This window comes from Oceanobacillus sp. GQ8 (assembly GCF_059758495.1).
On the sequence record NZ_JCAXEV010000006.1, the window covers coordinates 64,262 to 82,024 of the forward strand.

General features: G+C 41.0%; 20 protein-coding genes. 14 read left to right on the forward strand and 6 right to left on the reverse strand.

All coding sequences use genetic code 11. The annotated features are described in order from the left end of the window. Nucleotides 1-75 precede the first annotated feature (75 nt). The gene (locus tag AC6CHS_RS17450) at nucleotides 76-1,050 is read left to right on the forward strand and encodes a ring-cleaving dioxygenase (protein ID WP_498238007.1); all 975 of its coding nucleotides are present in this window, start codon (nucleotides 76-78) and stop codon (nucleotides 1,048-1,050) included. 90 nt (nucleotides 1,051-1,140) lie between these two features. On the opposite strand, the gene AC6CHS_RS17455 is transcribed toward AC6CHS_RS17450, so the two are convergent. From AC6CHS_RS17455 to AC6CHS_RS17465, 3 genes are read right to left on the reverse strand one after another with little or no spacing between them, the layout of a single operon-like run. Continuing rightward, on the reverse strand, nucleotides 1,141-2,121 hold the full coding sequence (locus AC6CHS_RS17455) for a Gfo/Idh/MocA family protein (RefSeq protein ID WP_498238008.1): 981 nt from the start codon (nucleotides 2,119-2,121) through the stop codon (nucleotides 1,141-1,143). A 5-nt stretch (nucleotides 2,122-2,126) separates the two neighbouring features. Beyond that, nucleotides 2,127-2,300 carry a YtzI protein gene (ytzI, locus tag AC6CHS_RS17460; RefSeq protein WP_081779439.1) on the reverse strand — a complete coding sequence of 58 codons (174 nt, stop codon included), beginning with the start codon at nucleotides 2,298-2,300 and terminating at the stop codon, nucleotides 2,127-2,129. A gap of 16 nt (nucleotides 2,301-2,316) precedes the next feature. Next, complete coding sequence (locus AC6CHS_RS17465; protein ID WP_498238009.1) at nucleotides 2,317-3,231, reverse strand: ketopantoate reductase family protein; 915 nt, start codon at nucleotides 3,229-3,231, stop codon at nucleotides 2,317-2,319. Between the two features lie 428 nt (nucleotides 3,232-3,659). Here AC6CHS_RS17465 and ehuB point away from each other — a divergent pair, with 428 nt between their 5' ends. The 4 genes from ehuB to ehuA all read left to right on the forward strand — a co-directional run bounded on the left by ehuB (nucleotide 3,660) and on the right by ehuA (nucleotide 6,860). Next, complete coding sequence (gene ehuB / locus AC6CHS_RS17470) at nucleotides 3,660-4,562, forward strand: ectoine/hydroxyectoine ABC transporter substrate-binding protein EhuB (RefSeq protein ID WP_498238010.1); 903 nt, start codon at nucleotides 3,660-3,662, stop codon at nucleotides 4,560-4,562. Between the two features lie 190 nt (nucleotides 4,563-4,752). Further along, nucleotides 4,753-5,379, forward strand: a complete 627-nt coding sequence (locus AC6CHS_RS17475; protein ID WP_498238011.1) for an amino acid ABC transporter permease — start codon at nucleotides 4,753-4,755, stop codon at nucleotides 5,377-5,379. After that, a complete protein-coding gene (gene ehuD, locus AC6CHS_RS17480) occupies nucleotides 5,379-6,089 on the forward strand; it encodes an ectoine/hydroxyectoine ABC transporter permease subunit EhuD (protein ID WP_498238012.1) in 711 nt (236 codons plus the stop codon). The genes AC6CHS_RS17475 and ehuD overlap by 1 nt, the downstream gene beginning before the upstream one ends. Further along, nucleotides 6,090-6,860 (forward strand): ectoine/hydroxyectoine ABC transporter ATP-binding protein EhuA, encoded by a 771-nt coding sequence (ehuA, locus tag AC6CHS_RS17485; protein WP_498238013.1) that lies wholly within the window; start codon nucleotides 6,090-6,092, stop codon nucleotides 6,858-6,860. A gap of 109 nt (nucleotides 6,861-6,969) precedes the next feature. On the opposite strand, the gene murB is transcribed toward ehuA, so the two are convergent. The 3 genes from murB to AC6CHS_RS17500 all read right to left on the reverse strand — a co-directional run bounded on the left by murB (nucleotide 6,970) and on the right by AC6CHS_RS17500 (nucleotide 9,666). Next, complete coding sequence (gene murB, locus AC6CHS_RS17490; protein WP_498238014.1) at nucleotides 6,970-7,893, reverse strand: UDP-N-acetylmuramate dehydrogenase; 924 nt, start codon at nucleotides 7,891-7,893, stop codon at nucleotides 6,970-6,972. Between the two features lie 44 nt (nucleotides 7,894-7,937). Beyond that, the gene (locus AC6CHS_RS17495; protein WP_498238015.1) at nucleotides 7,938-8,750 is read right to left on the reverse strand and encodes an alpha/beta fold hydrolase; all 813 of its coding nucleotides are present in this window, start codon (nucleotides 8,748-8,750) and stop codon (nucleotides 7,938-7,940) included. A gap of 118 nt (nucleotides 8,751-8,868) precedes the next feature. Then, a complete protein-coding gene (locus tag AC6CHS_RS17500; RefSeq protein WP_498238016.1) occupies nucleotides 8,869-9,666 on the reverse strand; it encodes a histidinol-phosphatase HisJ family protein in 798 nt (265 codons plus the stop codon). A 402-nt stretch (nucleotides 9,667-10,068) separates the two neighbouring features. On the opposite strand from AC6CHS_RS17500, the gene hisZ reads away from it, so the two are divergent. The 9 genes from hisZ to hisC are packed head-to-tail and all read left to right on the forward strand — an operon-like array spanning nucleotide 10,069 to nucleotide 17,631. After that, entirely contained in the window at nucleotides 10,069-11,310 is a 1,242-nt protein-coding gene (gene hisZ, locus AC6CHS_RS17505) for an ATP phosphoribosyltransferase regulatory subunit (RefSeq protein WP_498238017.1), read from the forward strand. 1 nt (nucleotide 11,311) lies between these two features. After that, on the forward strand, nucleotides 11,312-11,962 hold the full coding sequence (gene hisG / locus AC6CHS_RS17510) for an ATP phosphoribosyltransferase (RefSeq protein ID WP_498238018.1): 651 nt from the start codon (nucleotides 11,312-11,314) through the stop codon (nucleotides 11,960-11,962). Further along, on the forward strand, nucleotides 11,943-13,235 hold the full coding sequence (hisD, locus tag AC6CHS_RS17515; RefSeq protein ID WP_498238019.1) for a histidinol dehydrogenase: 1,293 nt from the start codon (nucleotides 11,943-11,945) through the stop codon (nucleotides 13,233-13,235). The genes hisG and hisD overlap by 20 nt, the downstream gene beginning before the upstream one ends. Beyond that, complete coding sequence (gene hisB / locus AC6CHS_RS17520; RefSeq protein WP_498238020.1) at nucleotides 13,222-13,806, forward strand: imidazoleglycerol-phosphate dehydratase HisB; 585 nt, start codon at nucleotides 13,222-13,224, stop codon at nucleotides 13,804-13,806. The genes hisD and hisB overlap by 14 nt, the downstream gene beginning before the upstream one ends. Before the next feature lie 54 nt (nucleotides 13,807-13,860). Further along, nucleotides 13,861-14,466 carry an imidazole glycerol phosphate synthase subunit HisH gene (hisH, locus tag AC6CHS_RS17525; protein ID WP_498238021.1) on the forward strand — a complete coding sequence of 202 codons (606 nt, stop codon included), beginning with the start codon at nucleotides 13,861-13,863 and terminating at the stop codon, nucleotides 14,464-14,466. Next, on the forward strand, nucleotides 14,463-15,185 hold the full coding sequence (gene hisA / locus AC6CHS_RS17530) for a 1-(5-phosphoribosyl)-5-[(5-phosphoribosylamino)methylideneamino]imidazole-4-carboxamide isomerase (RefSeq protein WP_498238022.1): 723 nt from the start codon (nucleotides 14,463-14,465) through the stop codon (nucleotides 15,183-15,185). Before hisH ends, hisA begins: the two co-directional genes overlap by 4 nt. Beyond that, nucleotides 15,175-15,948 carry an imidazole glycerol phosphate synthase subunit HisF gene (hisF, locus tag AC6CHS_RS17535; RefSeq protein WP_498238023.1) on the forward strand — a complete coding sequence of 258 codons (774 nt, stop codon included), beginning with the start codon at nucleotides 15,175-15,177 and terminating at the stop codon, nucleotides 15,946-15,948. Before hisA ends, hisF begins: the two co-directional genes overlap by 11 nt. Continuing rightward, a complete protein-coding gene (hisIE, locus tag AC6CHS_RS17540) occupies nucleotides 15,939-16,580 on the forward strand; it encodes a bifunctional phosphoribosyl-AMP cyclohydrolase/phosphoribosyl-ATP diphosphatase HisIE (protein WP_498238024.1) in 642 nt (213 codons plus the stop codon). Before hisF ends, hisIE begins: the two co-directional genes overlap by 10 nt. Continuing rightward, on the forward strand, nucleotides 16,573-17,631 hold the full coding sequence (gene hisC, locus AC6CHS_RS17545) for a histidinol-phosphate transaminase (protein ID WP_498238025.1): 1,059 nt from the start codon (nucleotides 16,573-16,575) through the stop codon (nucleotides 17,629-17,631). Before hisIE ends, hisC begins: the two co-directional genes overlap by 8 nt. Nucleotides 17,632-17,763: the final 132 nt, after the last annotated feature.

Sequence of the window (17,763 nt, forward strand, 5' to 3'; positions counted from 1 at the left end):
TATAATAAAATTATCTTGAATTCAAACTATTTTCAGAGTAAATATCATTCACAATTGATCGAAGGAGGAAAACATATGGAACTGAAAGGTATCCACCACGTCTCAGCATTAACGGCAAACGCAGCAGACAACTACTCTTTTTATACAGAAGTGCTTGGAATGCGCCTTGTTAAAAAGACGGTAAACCAGGATGATACTTCCGTGTACCATTTATTTTATGCAGATGAGATAGGCAACCCTGGCACAGATTTGACGTTTTTTGAAATACCACGTGCAGGTACGACCTATCCTGGTGTCAGCAGTATCTCTGCAACATCTCTACGTGTTAAGGATAACAATGCTCTACAATACTGGAAGCAACGTTTCATCCAGTATAAGGTTGACCATGATGAAATCATTACTGTGGGTGGCCGAAAAATTGTCTCTTTCCGAGACCCAGAAGGCCAGAGGCTTAAGTTAGTATCAGATGAAACAAACAATGGTGTAAAAGGTGGTACCCCATGGAAAAAGGGGCCAGTTCCCGTTGAAAATGCCATCATCGGACTTGGGCCAAGTCATCTTACTGTTAATGATCCAGATCCAACGATAAAGGTGCTAACAGAGGTTCTCTCCTTTAAGGAGATCGATCGTTACCCTTCCTTAGTTCAAGGTCAACAGGATGTACGTGTCTTTTCAACTGGCGAAGGTGGCACTGGTGCTGAGGTTCATTTGGAAACAAGATCCGACCTCCCAAGAGAACGACCTGGAAGAGGGAGTGTTCATCATGTGGCATTCCGTGTAGATAACGAAGAGGAATTACAGTATTGGAAGGAACGCTTGCAAAGTGCCAGACTTCCCAACTCAGGATTAGTGGAGCGTTATTACTTTAAATCACTTTATTTCAGCGAGCCGAATGGTATTCTTTTTGAACTAGCTACAGACGGTCCTGGCTTTACAACCGACGAAGATCCAGAACACCTAGGCGAATCGCTGGCATTGCCACCATATTTTGAACAAGATAGGGAACGTATTGAAGCTAGATTAAAACCACTTGATACAAAAAGAGGCTGAGCTAAGTATGTTCGTCTTTGATCTTTATAGAAAAATAAGAGGTCGAGCGATTTTAAATTTATCGCTCGACCTTTTACTTATCGTCCCTTATTACTCTCCTGGAAATAGGATATTGTGTTGTTTTCTTGCTTCGGACGTCCATTTTGCAACCTGCCTGCTACGTTCTAGTCCTGCCGCGTGTTCCTCAAGGTTTTGTTCCTTTACCATCTTAACGAAAGCTTGGGCTTCATAAATCATGTCTAATTGCTCCTGCTTTTCAGCTAACTCTGTTGTCTCTTTAGTTTTTCTATCATAAAAGGACAGCTGTTCGATTGGTGCCACATGATCCATTCTTAAGGCACCATCTTCCCCATGAATTTCAGATGGCGCGGTTCCTTGGGCTATTTTTGAACAGAGGATGGTTACTACAAAATCGTTATAGGTTAGTACAAGGGTACCACTTCCATCCGTCCCGTTCGACAGCAGGACAGGAAAATAGTTAATGTTATTCGGTTCGCCAAACAAGTCTAGTGCCAAACTTAATGGGTAAACGCCTAGATCCATTACTGCGCCACCAGCAAACTCTTTGGAAAACACATTAGGTGCTTTTCCTTCTTTAAAGGCATCATATTTAGAAGAATACTGTACATATTGCAGCATCACACTGCGAACCTGACCAACTTGAGTCAACTGATCTTTTAACTTCTTATAGTTAGGGGAATAGAGATGACGAAATCCTTCAAAAACAAAGACTCCCTTTTCCTTTGCTGTCTCCTGTACATGATTCCACTGTGATTCATTCAAGACCATTGGTTTTTCACAAAACACATGTTTGCCATTCTCCATACACATAATCATATGCTCATAATGCATTCTGTTCGGTGATGCAATATAAATAAAATCGGATTCTTCGTCCTGTAGCATAGCTTCCAAATTAGAAAACCACTGTTTCGCTCCGTTTTTCTCCGCGAATGCTTTAGCACTTTCCTCTGTTCTAGAATAAACAGCATGTAGTTCAGCAGATCCTGATTGTTTCGCTGCGGCTATAAAGGATTCTGTTATCCAGCTTGTACCTATTGTTGAAAATTTCATTTTTATCATTTCTCCTCTTCTTTTTCTTCCTGGTTATCCTCTTTGTTGCTATCCTCACCAGGTAATGGATCAACTTCATGTTTGTATGCATACCCTTTTGAAATGGTAAACAGCGATAAAAGCAAAACAATTGCCACTACAGCGACCATCACAATAATAACAATAGTAAATGTAGACAAATTGCTTCCTCCATTTCTACGCCTTTTCAAATGGCTTGATGATACCGTAAATAGCTTTTGTGTATGGCAGATTAATACCTGTCTTTTCAGCTAACCGGATTGCGCCACCATGTAGATGTTCTAGCTCAAGATGAAGACCTTTTCTTCGGTCTTGGTGCATAGAGGAGGTTGCTTCAGCCTGAAGTGTGATCAATTTCTTTTCCGCCTCTTTAATATGCTCATCTTTTAATTCTGCTCCATATGCATTTGCCAGCTGCTTCATTTCTTTCAGCAATTCTTTGGCAATCTGAAACGTCTCTGGTTGTTCTCTTATTTCTCCAATAGCAAGATTCGTAGCCGTAGTAATGCCAGAAAAGGCATTGATAAATGAATATTTCTTCCAAAGTTCCTCAAGGATATTCTCGCTATTTATAGCATGAAAGTTTGCCTTAGTAAACAGAGCTTGGAGCTTTTCGCATACTTCTGTTTGCTCCGTATATAGCGGACCAAAAATAAGGTCATGAAAGTCACTTGAATGGATCACATGTCCTTTATTATCCAATGTTGCGATAATAAAAGACAAGCCTCCGAGTACAGCTTTGTTCCCCAAATGCTTTTGCAGAAGTTCAATATGTTCTATCCCATTTAAAACAGGAAGCACATAAGCCCCTTTATTGGAAAGCACTTTTAGTGGCTCAAGGACCCCATCTAAGTGATATCCTTTTACGCCTGCTAATACAAGGTCTGCTTCAGGAATGTTATTGGGATCGGTCGTTACATTTGGGTTTTTAATAGTATAATCACCTTGTTTGCTCGAAATTCGCAAGCCATGCTCCTTCAGTTGGACTGCTCTCTTTTCTCGTACCAAGAAGGTTACTTCTGCCCCTGCCTCGTGTAATCGAGCCCCAAAATATCCACCCAATGCTCCGGCTCCCACTATCACAACTTTCATAAGTCTTCCCCCTTTGTTTAATCTCGTTACACTCTTTCTATCGTACCTTGTCCTTAACTGTATTGTCTAGAATAGCTTTATAAATCAATGTCTTCATTTTCAACCAAATGTTGGGAAAATGAAAGCATACGGAACAATACACTAGTATATTTTTGTCTCTGACACTCTAACTTACTTATTTGCACTATACGCCAGTTAATTATAAATAATCAAAATATACTGGGTTTGAAACGTTCTTGTAATACCTTTAACATAATTATATAAGTGCTTTTCATTAAGTCAGCCAATTCTCGGTAATTTTTTTTACATATAAGGGGTGATGTTTTTCCTAGGAGCAAAGTCACGCCTTGAGTGATTACCTTGTAAATATGGCTTAATAAAAGAAAAGCATGTTGGGAAAATAAAAAATAGGAGGTCAATAGAAACATATGAAGAAAATTATACTTACTAGTTTATTAGGTTTAATATTAATCGCTCTGGCTGCCTGCGGCTCAGATGATGAAGGTGCAAGTGGTGATGGTGGCGACAGCGATGGTAATGGAGGAAAACTGGAAGAATTACAGGAGGCAGGAACGGTTACAATTGGCTTTGCCAATGAAGAGCCCTACGCTTATGAAGAAGATGGTGAACTAAAAGGTGCAGCAGTAGATATTGCAGAGGCTGTATTTGCGGAACTAGGTATTGATAACATGAAGTCACAGCTTTCTAATTTCGATTCTCTTATTCCTGGACTGCAAGCAAATCAATTTGATGTCGTGACAGCTGGAATGGCTATTACACCGGACCGCTGTGAACAGGCAGCCTTTGGCGAACCGGAAATGGTGTATGGTGAAGGCTTGGTCGTACAGGCTGGGAACCCACTTAATATCCAAAGCTACCAGGACATCGCTGACAATCCGGACATCCGAGTATCTGTAATGTCTGGTGCAACAGAAGTAGGTTATCTTGAAAGTGTAGGGGTTAGTGATGATCAAGTAACACCTGCCGATGATATTCCAGCAACTTTCTCTGCTATCCAAGCGGATAGAGCTGATGTTACAACTGCCACAGAAATGACACTTCGCATGGCAATGGAAACCGCGGGGGATGACCTTGAGTTTGTTGATAATTTCGAGCAGCCTGATATCGAAGGCGTACCAAGCTATGGTGCAGCTGCATTCTCTAAGGATAATACCGAGTTAAGAGATGCGTATAATGAGAAGCTAAAAGAATTGAAAGAAGATGGAACTGTCGCCGAGTTGCTTGAAGCAAATGGGTTTGACCCGGAGAGCAATATGGCTGAAGCCGGAGAAATTACAACTGAATCAGTTTGCAGCGGAGAAAACTACTAATTATAACAAAAATTAAAACTGCTTTATTCTATCAAAAGAATAAACTGAGCGTTTTACATCTTCTAGTATGACGAGACTCCATAGGGTCTTCCTCCCGCCGAAGGGGGGCAGGTCCTATGTTTTTCTGTGTTGACTACTATGAAAAGGAGTGATTCCAATTAGTGTATTTACAGATATATTCCCCTACCTTATGCGTGGGATTAATATAACTATCTCTGTCCTTATCGCCTCCGCGATTTTAGGTTACCTGATGGCATTTATAGCAGGTCTTTGCCGTCTATCTTCTAATGTATTCATACGCAAGGCTACCGGATTCTATATTGAATTATTTCGTGGCACCTCATTAATCGTTCAATTATTTTGGCTCTACTATGCTGTTCCCATGCTTTTTGACATTCAGCTTGGTAGCAATTGGCTTGTTGGAGTGGTTGCCATTGCGCTGAATTACGGCGCCTATATGTCAGAGATTGTAAGGGGATCTATTCTTTCTGTAGCCAAGGGGCAGACTGAAGCCGCAACAGCACTCAATATGTCTAGCTTTCAGCGTATGCGGCTGATTATTTTGCCACAGGCAGTGCGCATGATGCTACCAGAATTCGGAAATTATTTAATTCAAATGCTAAAAGCAACTTCCTTAGTGTACTTAATTGGGATGAACGATATATTATACTACGGAAACATTCTGCGAAGTAATGATTTGTCACAAGCTCCAACCGTGTACTTACTTCTTTTAGTATTCTACTTTATTCTAGCGTTGCCAATTATCTGGCTAACGCGCAAAGCAGAAGTGATTTCCAAGAAAGGAGTGGCTAGCTAATGGATAATTGGAGTTGGGATATATTTTTTGACGCCTTCCCTGTTGTACTAGAAGGACTCGGCATAACCGTTGGACTAACCTTTGCCTGCTACTTATTTTCACTCATATTCGGCTTTGTGTGGACCTTTTTACGAAGAGTACCGTTTAAGCCTTTAAATTGGGTTGTGACATGGGTAATGGAATTTATTCGTTCCACCCCACCTTTGGTACAATTATTCTTTATTTACTTTGCATGGCCAATGGTTCCTGTCGTGGGGATGACTCTGTCGCCATTTACTAGTGCTGTACTCGGCCTTGGACTTCACTTCAGTACCTACATCGGAGAAGTATACCGATCCGGAATTGAAGGAGTTGATAAGGGACAGTGGGAAGCTTCACAAGCTCTAAATCTCTCTACAAGGCAAAAGTGGTTAAAGGTTATTTTGCCACAGGCAATCCCTCCAACCATTCCCATGCTTGGAAACTACTTAATTATTATGTTTAAAGAAGTTCCACTTGCCTCCACGATTGGCGTAGTAGGAATCCTTCATATGGCGAATAGTTATGGCGCACAATATTGGGCATACTTGGAGCCGTTAACAATTGTTGCGATTTTATTCTTAGTTTTAAGCTATCCTTCTGCTATTCTAATAAGTAAGCTAGAAAAAAGAATGAATCGACGATTTGATAAAAAAGAGACCTTAAATAGTAGTAAAGGAGCGACAACTTAAATGACAGAGCCAATTGTAACATTTCAGGATGTGCACAAATCCTTTGGGGATGTAGAAGTATTAAAAGGGATTAATCTTGATATTAAGCCCGCTGAAAAAGTGGCGGTAATTGGACCAAGTGGTTCAGGGAAAACTACCATTATCCGCATGTTAATGACATTGGAAAAACCAACTTCCGGTGATATTATCGTCGACGGGAAAAACTTATGGAAGATGGATAAGAATGGACAGCTTGTTGACGCGAATGAAAAGCATTTGCGCGAAGTCCGCGGAGATATCGGCATGGTTTTTCAACATTTTAACCTTTTTCCACACATGACTATTTTAGAGAACTGTATGACCGCACCAATCCATGTGAAGAAGGAAAATAAACAGAGAGCGAAACAACACTCTATCCAAATGCTTGAAAAAGTTGGACTTGGAGATAAATTGGATAATTATCCTAGCCAGCTTTCCGGTGGACAAAAACAGCGAGTTGCCATGGCCCGTGCTTTAGTTATGCGCCCGAAGGTCATGTTGTTTGATGAGGTAACCTCTGCTTTGGATCCGGAGCTTGTCGGAGAAGTACTCGAGGTCATTCGGGATATTGCAAAAGAGGGAGAAATGGCCATGATCCTCGTTACACATGAGATGGATTTTGCTCTAGATGTTGCAGATAAGGTCTTGTTCCTTGATGAAGGTGTTATCGCAGAACAAGGAACAGCAAGTGAAGTTATTGAACATTCCAGTAACGAGCGACTGCAAAGCTTCCTTAAGCGCTTTAGAGCGTAACTCTAGTTAGTTTCATTTAGTACGAATACATTTCTTAACGTATAAAAAAGCTTTGGAATCTGCAGTTTTGCAGTCCAAAGCTTTTTTTAATAATAAGATGACCTATTACTTAGGCATCTTCACCGATAATTTTAACTTCACGTTCTAGCTTAACGCCAAACTTTTCATCGACTGTCTCCTGCACGTGATGAATTAAAGCAATATATTCGCTTGCTGTCGCTCCATCTTTATTTACAATAAAGCCGGCATGCTTCAGCGATACTTGCGCTCCACCAATCTGTTTTCCTTGCAAAGCGCTATCTTGGATTAACTTACCTGCAAAATAGCCAGGGGGACGTTTAAACACACTTCCACAGGACGGATATTCCAATGGCTGTTTTGACTCGCGTTTAAACGTTAAATCGTCCATAACTTCCTTAATTTGTTCATATTCTCCTGGTTGAAGTGCAAAGGTTGCTTCAAGTACAATATACTTCTTTTCTGGGATGTTACTTGTTCGATAATCCATCTCTAATTCCTCTACCGGCAGTGTCAGTAAATTACCTTCCGGATCTACCACCTTTGTACTAATAAGGACATCTTTTATCTCTCCGCCGTATGCACCAGCATTCATAAATAGCGCCCCGCCAACCGAACCAGGTATCCCACAGGCAAATTCCAGTCCGCTTAGCCGACGCTCCAATGCTTCTCTTGATACATCAATAATTCTTGCGCCACTTCCTGCAACAATGGTATTTGAAGTCGTTTGAATTGAGTTAAGTTTTTTTAGGTTCATGACTATCCCACGGATGCCACCATCTTTTACAATTAGATTGGATCCATTTCCTAACAACGTAAAAGCTACCATTTCGCTGTTAGCCAGCTTTACGATAGCCTGCACTTCTTCATATGTTTCCGGTGTAACAAGAATGTCCGCTTTTCCACCGAGTCGCGTATACGTATGGTTACTTAACAATTCATCTACCATGACATTTTGCTTGTTCGTTATTTCTATTAGCTTTTCATATATGGGATGATTAATCATCTGTATCATTCCTTTGAAGTTATTCCATGCCGTAGCACCTATTTCATTTTAAGTTATTGAATACGATCTTTCCATAGAAAAGAATGAATAAGTTGGTCGACCTGTTGATTTTCATGCAATCCACTATGCCCAAGACTCTTATCCTCTATCACAATCTCTTCAAGCTGTTCCTTTGGGATGATCTGACGCAAGGATTTGAGGCTTTCTGGCACCGCTACCTTATCCCCTGTACTCCCAATGCTTAAGACCCTGATATCTTCAGGGAACGGCCGTTTACGCAACATTTCCAGCGCAGCCGATCCTGGGATAAGATCTGTCGCGGCAGGACCATAGTTTACTTGAAAATAGCCCTCGCTGTAAATACCATCAAATGGACTAGCGATAGCCACAAATTTATCAACCTTCGGATATAGTTCCTTATCATTATATTGTTTCAAGAATTCAAGTGATACTATACCGCCCATGGAATGCCCAACTAAATTAACGTTTTCCACATAATAGTGTTGCTTCATATGCTTTAGAACAGAGGCAAACCAGGCAGCACTTTGAGTAAAGCCTGCGCGATTATCTTCGAATACAACTTGGACAAGTGGCGGCTCTGATCTCCCTTTGCTTAAATTGCGTGTACTGATTTCACCATTGGCAGAAACATAGTAAATTAACGCCCTATTTCCCCAGTTGTATTTGTCCTCAAATCGATCAAGCATAAAGCCAAACGAGTTAAAGGTCCCCTTATAGCCATGCAGAAAAACCGTTGGCTTTGTTGTACTAATATCAGGCTTTCGTTCAGATTGATAACCCAATGAGATCATTCCCAACAAGACTATAAAGCCTACAGTTAGCCTTGTAATATTTTTTCGGTTCAAAGAGTATCCCTCATTTTTCACAGTTGTATCCTAAGTATACCATTTTCGCCCTATTTCTGTCCCTGACACACCAAATTATTCGTAAGTTAGATGAATTTCGGGCCCTACAACGCCTTTATTAAAACAATTGCTCAATCGAGTGAAAGGATGGCTTCCGATCGGAAAAAGTAGCAATATTGGAAAAGCCAATTGATTGGAGCAGCTCTAAAGCATCCCTAAATCCGTAAGCGACCGTTGTTTCTATATGAGAGTCAGAGCCTAAAGTAATGATTTCTCCCCCACACTCCTTATAAAGTTTTAATATATCTGTGCTTGGCATTCCACTATCTAGCCCATAACGAAATCCTGATGTGTTTAATTCAATCCCTTTTCCGTCTGCAATAATTCTGTTGAAAATTTGTTCTAATAAATCGTGAAAATCAAGCTTACTCTTTTGCTCTGTATACCTTTTGACCAAGTCAATGTGACCCAACACGTTATAGTCCTGAAAATGGGTTATACAATAGAGCAACTCTTCATAGTAAATCTGATATGCCTCCTCCACCGTTTTACCAGCAAAGAAACTCCCTGAATGAAGGTCTTTTCGCTCAGACGTATGCATGGAACAAATAATAAAGTCAAAGCGGTTCGCTGCAATGAGTTCTTTATAGCGTGAAAGAAGATGTGGTTCGCCCCCAATTTCCACACCCTTCTTAATACTAATGCTTTCCCTATAATACCTTTTCATTTCCTCTAGCTTTTTCTCATATTGATTGAGATCAAGCTCAAATGAAATAGTTGGGTCTGGGTAGTCGAAATCAACATGCTCGGTAAAACAAATTTCCTTAAGCCCTTTATCAATTGCAGATTCAATCGTTTTCTCCATTGGCGTAGAGCAATCCGCCGAAAAATTGCTGTGTATATGATAATCAAACATTAAAATTCTCTCCTTTTGGTTGACTTTTCTAACTATACTACTTACAATACTATATAACTTTACTAAGATAAAGTGATAAAGCGATAAAGGATATAAAATATTTTGATTTATTAAGAAAAGCGTAGAGCGCACGTATTAAGGAAGGCCGACTAAGTTCGACCCGTCCTGGGTCAACGTCGGCATGACCCGGATCCTCCGGGCCCACGTACGAACTGGACTGATCCGGAGGAGATAAAGGAATCACGATGAGGTACGAATCGATGATGACTTTCACCCTCCGGGTATAAGGGCGACTAGGCCTCTGGTTAAAACCAGTCGGCAAGTCTTCTTTATTGTACGGAGTGAAGGAAGTTACGCTAGTCGCTGTGCGCTCGGAGCTAGACAAAGAAAGGGGCCCTTGTCATGTCATCCTATCAAATTGGTTCAGCGAAAGCGGAATATAATGCAGAGGGATTTAAACGAAGAGAATCCTTGATCACACAATTTAAAAATCGCTTTTCTACTTACGGATATGAACAAATTAGGACGTCTACTTTTGAATCCTATGATCTTTATTCAAAGCTTACTGGTACAGTAAACAAAGACGATATGGTAAAGGTTATTGATTCTTCCGGAAAAGTTCTGGTTATGCGGCCTGATGTTACCATTCCCATAACGCGAATGGTTGCCGAGGGTGAAATGCCCGAAGAAGAATTGCGTTACTTTTACATTCAAGATGTTTTTAGAAGTACAGCCAGTACTGGTACGAAGGAAAGTACGCAGGCTGGGGTCGAATGTCTGGGTAATAACCGACCTGAAACAGATGCTGAGGTAATTATGCTCGCGATTCATAATTTAAAGGAATTAGGATTTTCCAACTTCAAAATAGAAATTGGCCATGCAGGATTTTTTAAATCATTAATTGCTCCAGCAGGATTAAGCCCTGCGGAAATAGAACAGCTACAATCGTTGATACAATCAAAAAACATTGTAGAAATGGTGCCTTTTCTTAATAAATTAACTTTAACAGAAGATCTGCGCGAAGCTATCCAAGCTATTCCCATGCTCTACGGGACACCGCGGGAAGTCATGCAACAGATTTCCGATAAGCTATTAAATGATGAAATGCATAGAAATCTTAATAACCTATCAGAGATTGTGGATATATTAGAAGATTACGAGGTTGGAGAACATATTGTCTTAAATCTTGGACTAATCAACAACATGAATTATTACTCAGATGTTATTTTCCAAGGGTTTGTTGAACAGGTGGGACATCCCCTCCTCATGGGTGGTCGCTACAATCAACTAGGAGACCAATACGGTGTCCACCTGCCTGCTATTGGGTTTGCTATGGAAGTCGATTTACTACAGGAAGCGCTTATGCAAAAAGGCCGGATAAGTGAAGTAACGATGGCGCCACAGCTTATCATGACCTATGAGAAGAGTAAGCAGAAGGAAGCGATCCAAACCGCACAATTTCTGCGCGAGGATGGATTTCCCGTTCGTATATTTCCTGAGTCATCTGCAGTTACCAAAAAGCCTATAGACATAAAACTTACTCTCAGTGAAGGTGTAAATACCATAACAACTGAAGAAGGCACACAAAAATTTCGTAACTACCAAGCACTTTTAGACATTCTGAAGCGAAACGGAGGTAGGTAAGATGTCCAATATAACCCTTGCACTAGCAAAGGGCAGAACCGCCGATAGCACGATTCATTTATTAAAGAAGATAGGTATTCAGTTTCGGGACTTTCATGAAGATACGCGTAAGCTTGTTTTTCTAAGTGAGGACGCTTTGATAAAGTTAATTTTTGTTAAGGCCGTTGATGTACCAACCTATGTTGAAAAAGGGGCGGCAGACATTGGCATCGCAGGAAAAGACAACATTCTAGAATCACAGGCTGATGTCTATGAATTACTAGACTTGAAAATAGGACAGTGTAAATTTGTTGTCGCCGGAAAAGCAGGTGACTTTCCCCCTTCCAACCAACGCCTAACAGTGGCTTCCAAATATCCCAATATCACCGAACAACATTTTCGAAAAAAAGGATTGGATGTGGAGACGGTCAAGCTAAATGGATCTGTTGAGCTCGCTCCCCTAATCGGATTAGCTGACGTCATAGTGGACATTGTGGAAACAGGAAATACGTTAAAAGAAAATGGATTGGAAGTCTTCGAGGACGTTGAAAATATTAGCACCAGGCTGATTGTGAACAAAGCGAGCTTCGCCACAAAATCAAATGATATACAGCTATTCATCAAGAGACTGACAGTAGGACTGGAGGAAGAATATGAGAATCATAACGGCTGACTCATACCTTGAAGAAGAATTTAACACAACTACCATGGAACAAGATAATCAAAAACTTGATAAAACTGTACTAGATATCATCCAAAAGGTAAGACAAGCAGGAGACCAATCATTATACGATTATACCGAAGCATTTGATGGCGTAAAGCTTACAGAGTTGCTCGTATCAGAGGAGGAATTTACAGAGGCAGCAGAGCTTGTGGATGGTACTTTTATAAATTCCTTGAGGCAAGCAAAACAGAACATTGAGGAATTCCATCAAAAGCAGTTCGAAAAGTCTTGGTTCTTTCATAAGTCACCAGGCATAACACTCGGCCAAATGATTACACCCATAGGTCGAGCTGGCATTTATATCCCTGGTGGAAAGGCTGCCTACCCTTCCTCTGTACTAATGAACGTGATTCCAGCGAAACTAGCTCAAGTAGAGGAAATCGCTATTGTAACACCACCACAGAAAGATGGAAAGGTAAATCCATATGTGCTTACAGCAGCAAGGGAAGTGGGCGTAAATACTGTATATAAAATCGGTGGCGCTCAAGCAATAGCCGCATTAGCTTATGGTACAGAGACAGTGTCTAAGGTAGATAAAATCGTAGGACCAGGGAATGCTTATGTCGCTCGGGCAAAGAAATGGGTATTTGGTGATGTAGCCATTGACATGATTGCAGGACCAAGCGAAATATGTGTAGCAGCAGATGGTTCCGCACCTCCAGCATATATTGCTGCAGACCTGCTCTCTCAAGCCGAACATGATGAGCGTGCTCGTACCTTTTTTATTACAAACAGTACCGCGTTAGCTGAAAAAGTTAGAAATGAGATGTACAGCCAACTAGAGATGTTAGAAAGAAAAGACATTATAAAAGCTTCCTTACAAGAATTTGGACGTATTATTATCACAAAGAATGAACAAGAAACATTCGACCTTATCAACCAAATAGCACCAGAGCATTTAGAACTGATGATGGAAAATGCTTCTGACAAATTGCCATTTGTAAAAAATGCAGGAGCTATTTTCCTCGGCAATTATTCTCCAGAACCGCTTGGTGACTATTTTGCTGGGCCCAATCACACCTTGCCAACGAGTGGAACGGCAGCCTTCTCCTCCCCTCTAGGGGTTTATGATTTTATGAAAAAATCAAGTATTATTCAGTACTCACAAGAGGCTTTACTAGAAGCATCTGGCCCGATAATTCACCTAGCAGAAACAGAAGGGCTAACTGCCCATGCCAACGCAATTTATCAAAGAAGGGATGGGAAAAATGCGCAAAAGTAACGTTACAAGAAAGACGGCCGAAACAGACATCATGTTAGACCTTACAATTGACGGAGAAGGGAATTCCGCTATTCAGACAGGGATTGGCTTTTTTGACCATATGCTTATTCTATTAAGCAAGCATGGGTTATTTGATTTAGAGATTACATGTAATGGTGATTTGGAAGTGGACCAGCACCACTCAGTAGAGGACATTGGCATTGCGCTAGGTCAAGCCTTTAGAGAAGCACTAGGAAGCAAGGAAGGAATAACACGCTATGCCACCGTTTCTAGCCCTATGGATGAAGCATTATCTAGCATATCTCTTGATATAAGTGGTCGGTCCTATCTGGTATTTCACGTAGAAGGATTAAAGGATAAGGTTGGAAGTTTTGATACAGAGTTAGTAGAAGAGTTCTTTCAAGCTTTTGCAAGCAATGCAAAAGTGACACTCCATATTAACCTGTTGTATGGAAAAAACTCACACCATATCATTGAATCCATTTTTAAAGGTGTCGGCCGTGCCCTCGATCTAGCAAGTCAACAAAATAACCGGATAAAAGGTATTCCATCCACAAAAGGAACCCTTTAATAAATTACATGGTATAGAACGTGCACAACGCTATTACAGAAGGAGCGAAAAGTAATGATTGCGATAATTGATTATGGTGCAGGCAATATAAAAAGTCTGCAATTCGCATTAGATAAAGTGGGCCTCTCCTCTGTCGTTACTACAGAACCTAACGTAGTCCAGGAAAGTAAAGCTATCATTCTCCCAGGAGTTGGTGCCTTTAATGACGCGATGGAAGCCATTAGAAGTCTAAGATTAGCAAAAGTATTAAAGGAAGAGGCTGCAAACGGAAAGCCTTTACTCGGCATTTGTCTAGGCATGCAATTATTCTATGAAACGAGCTATGAAGACGGAAGGTGGGAAGGGCTTGGCCTGCTCAAAGGTGCTGTGTCACGAATAACGGGAGATGTAAAAGTTCCTCATATTGGCTGGAACACATTAGACCAGCATGGGAACAACGCTATTTTGCGGAGTATTAACCCAGAAGCATATGCCTATTTTGTCCATTCTTATGCTGTCACGGATTATGAGAACCAATCTTTGGTCGCAAGTACCTCGTACGGAGGGACAATTCCTGCAGTCGTTCAGGATAAAAACATAACAGGGATGCAGTTCCACCCAGAAAAAAGTGGTGTGGTTGGTTTACAGCTATTAAAAAACTTCGGGGAGATGATCAGATGATTTTATTTCCAGCTATAGATATCAAGGATGGAAAGTGTGTACGACTTACACAAGGAGATTACAATCAACAAAAAATATATAGTGATTCCCCACTAAACGTTGCTCGTCAATGGGAAAAGCAAGGTGCGGACTTTATCCATATCGTTGATTTAGATGGAGCGAAATCAGGCATATCTGCAAACCAATCGCTCATCGAAGAGATTGCTTCTATAAGTCCCATTCCTGTACAAGTCGGTGGTGGTATCCGCTCACTGGAAACAATAAAAAGGTATGTTGAAGCAGGTGTGGAAAGAGTAATTATCGGAACTGCAGCAATTGCAGATCGTCCATTTCTCCAGAAGGCAGTAGAGCTGTACAAGGGTCGAATAGCAGTATCGCTTGATGCCCGTAACGGGTTTGTTGCGACAAATGGTTGGACCGAAACAAGCACCATTCGTGCCATTGACTTGGTTAAAGAGCTTGAAGAAATCGGCGTCGAAACCATTGTATACACAGACATTTTAAAAGATGGGATGCTCCAAGGCCCTAACCTGGAAGAACTTGAAGCCATGAATCAGGCAACAAACCTGAACGTAATTGCTTCAGGCGGAGTCACAACGAAAGAAGATATTCAACAGCTAAAAAACCTGGAACTATATGGAGCTATAATTGGAAAGGCCTTGTATGACGGCACACTATCTTTTGAAGATATCGTAAAGGATGAGTCAAATGCTCGCTAAAAGGATAATCCCTTGTTTGGATGTAGATAAAGGACGGGTAGTAAAGGGAAAAAAGTTTCAAAACATACAGGATGTAGCTGATCCAGTAGAACTTGCACAACGATATAATCAAGCCGGCGCAGATGAACTCGTATTTTATGATATAACCGCCTCCAATGAAGAACGAGACATCCTTGCTGACATCGTAGAAAAAGTAGCAGCGGAGATCGCGATTCCCTTTACAGTTGGTGGTGGGTTAAGGACAGTTGAAGATATTCACAAAATCCTTCGCTCGGGCGCCGATAAGGTTTCTCTTAATAGTTCGGCTGTAGTGAATCCGCAACTTATTCAACAATCTGCCTTGAAATTCGGGTCTCAATGCATCGTACTATCCATTGATGCAAAGCAAACAGCAGATAATAAATGGATGGTGTTTACCAAAGGTGGCCGCACCAATACAGGCTTAGATGCAATCGAATGGGCAAAGCGCGGTGAAGATCTAGGCGCTGGGGAAATTGTGATAAACGCGATTGATACAGATGGAGAGAAAAACGGCTATCAACTTGATCTAATTAAGAAGCTTGCAGAAGCTGTGAATATTCCAATCGTAGCAAGTGGAGGTGCTGGGAAATTAGAGCATTTCTCTGATGTACTCCAAGAAGGATATGCAGACGCAGCCCTTGCCGCCTCTGTATTTCACTATAATGAGATCCCAATTCCAAAATTAAAACAGTATTTACAGAAGAAAGCAATCAACGTTAGGAGTGAACAATCATGGAGGTAGAGATAGAAAAACTTTCCTTTGATAAAAGTGGCTTAATTCCTGCCATCGTACAAGATGCCGAGAGTGCTAAGGTACTTACATTGGCCTATATGAATGAAGAGGCCGTTAGGAAAACCATCCAAACTGGTGAAACATGGTTTTACAGTAGGAAGCGCCAATCCCTTTGGAATAAAGGCGAAACCTCAGGGAACAAGCAAAAAGTTAAGAAAATCAAATTTGATTGTGATGCAGACGCCTTATTGCTCCACGTAACGCCGGTTGGACCTGCCTGTCATACTGGAGAAGAAACGTGTTTTCACAATACACTCTACGAAAAAGAAGAAGTTGTAAGTGAGATTATCCCGATGCTGACTAGTAACATTAAGGAACGTCGTAATAATCCCGTAGAGGGGGCATATACAACCTATCTGTTTAATGAGGGAATTGATAAGATATTAAAGAAAATAGGCGAAGAAGCCAGTGAAGTTATCATTGGGGCTAAAAACACGGATAAACAGGAGGTTACCTGGGAGATAGCAGACTTAACCTACCATACACTGGTTCTAATGGAGCTGCTTGATGTTTCTGTATCAGATATAAAAAAAGAGCTAATGAAACGGCATATCAATAAGGCTGGCAAACAAAATGAGTAAATTTTGGAGCAAAACCGCCCTGCGCTGTGAGCCATATGTACCTGGAGAACAGTTAAATCAGCCAGGGATTATTAAACTGAATACAAATGAAAATCCCTATCCCCCTTCCCCTGCCGTGGTAAGGGCAATTGAAAAGGAAGCCGCAAACAGTCTCAAATTATATCCATCTCCTACTGCGGACCAGTTGAAAAAGCGAATTGCAGACTTACATGGTCTAAAGAAAGAACAAGTTTTTGTGGGCAATGGATCAGATGAAGTACTTGCATTTTCCTTTATGGCCTTTTTTGATCAAGATAAAACAATCCGATTCCCGGATATTTCCTATAGCTTTTATCCTGTCTATGCACGCCTGTTTAATATTCCATTTGAGACAGTACCCTTACAAAAAGATTTTACTATACCTAAGGAAGCTTTTTTCCAATCACAAGGTGGTGTCATTTTTCCGAACCCAAACGCACCGACGAGTATTTATCTGGAGTTGGACTTTATTGAAGAAATTGCTGCGCAAAACCCGAACCAAGTCGTGATTATTGATGAAGCGTACATCGATTTTGCCAGTGAATCTGCAGTTAGGATTGTTCAAGATTACGAAAATATCCTGGTTATTCAAACCATGTCTAAGTCAAAGTCGCTTGCCGGCCTACGAGTGGGATATGCACTAGGAAATGAGGATTTGATTTCAGGTCTTACGCGGATAAAGGATTCTTTTAATTCTTATACCTTGGATCGACTTGCTATCGCGGGAGCGGAGGCGGCATTTCAAGCGACCGATTACTATGCTGACATGACAGAGAAAGTTAAAACCACAAGAGAATGGACGATTAGTGCAATGACTCAACGGGGGTTTACCGTTCTGCCATCTCAGACAAACTTTATATTCACTACACATGAAACAGTTCCTGCAGAAGAACTCTACGAGAGACTTAAGGAATCTGGCATCCTAATTCGGTATTTCAACAAGCCACGCATTAAAAATTACGTACGAATCACAATTGGAACGGATGAAGAGATGCAGCAGCTTTTCCATCAGTTAGACCAAATTATAAAGTGAAACTTCAATCAGTGGGGGTTTTCATTCTTCCCCCACTGATTGTTAGTTGAACGAATCGGGGTGTTAGCGTCCGTTTACCCCCACTTAAACATCACGGTTTCACTTCATGTTTTGAAGGGGGAGTCTTACGGA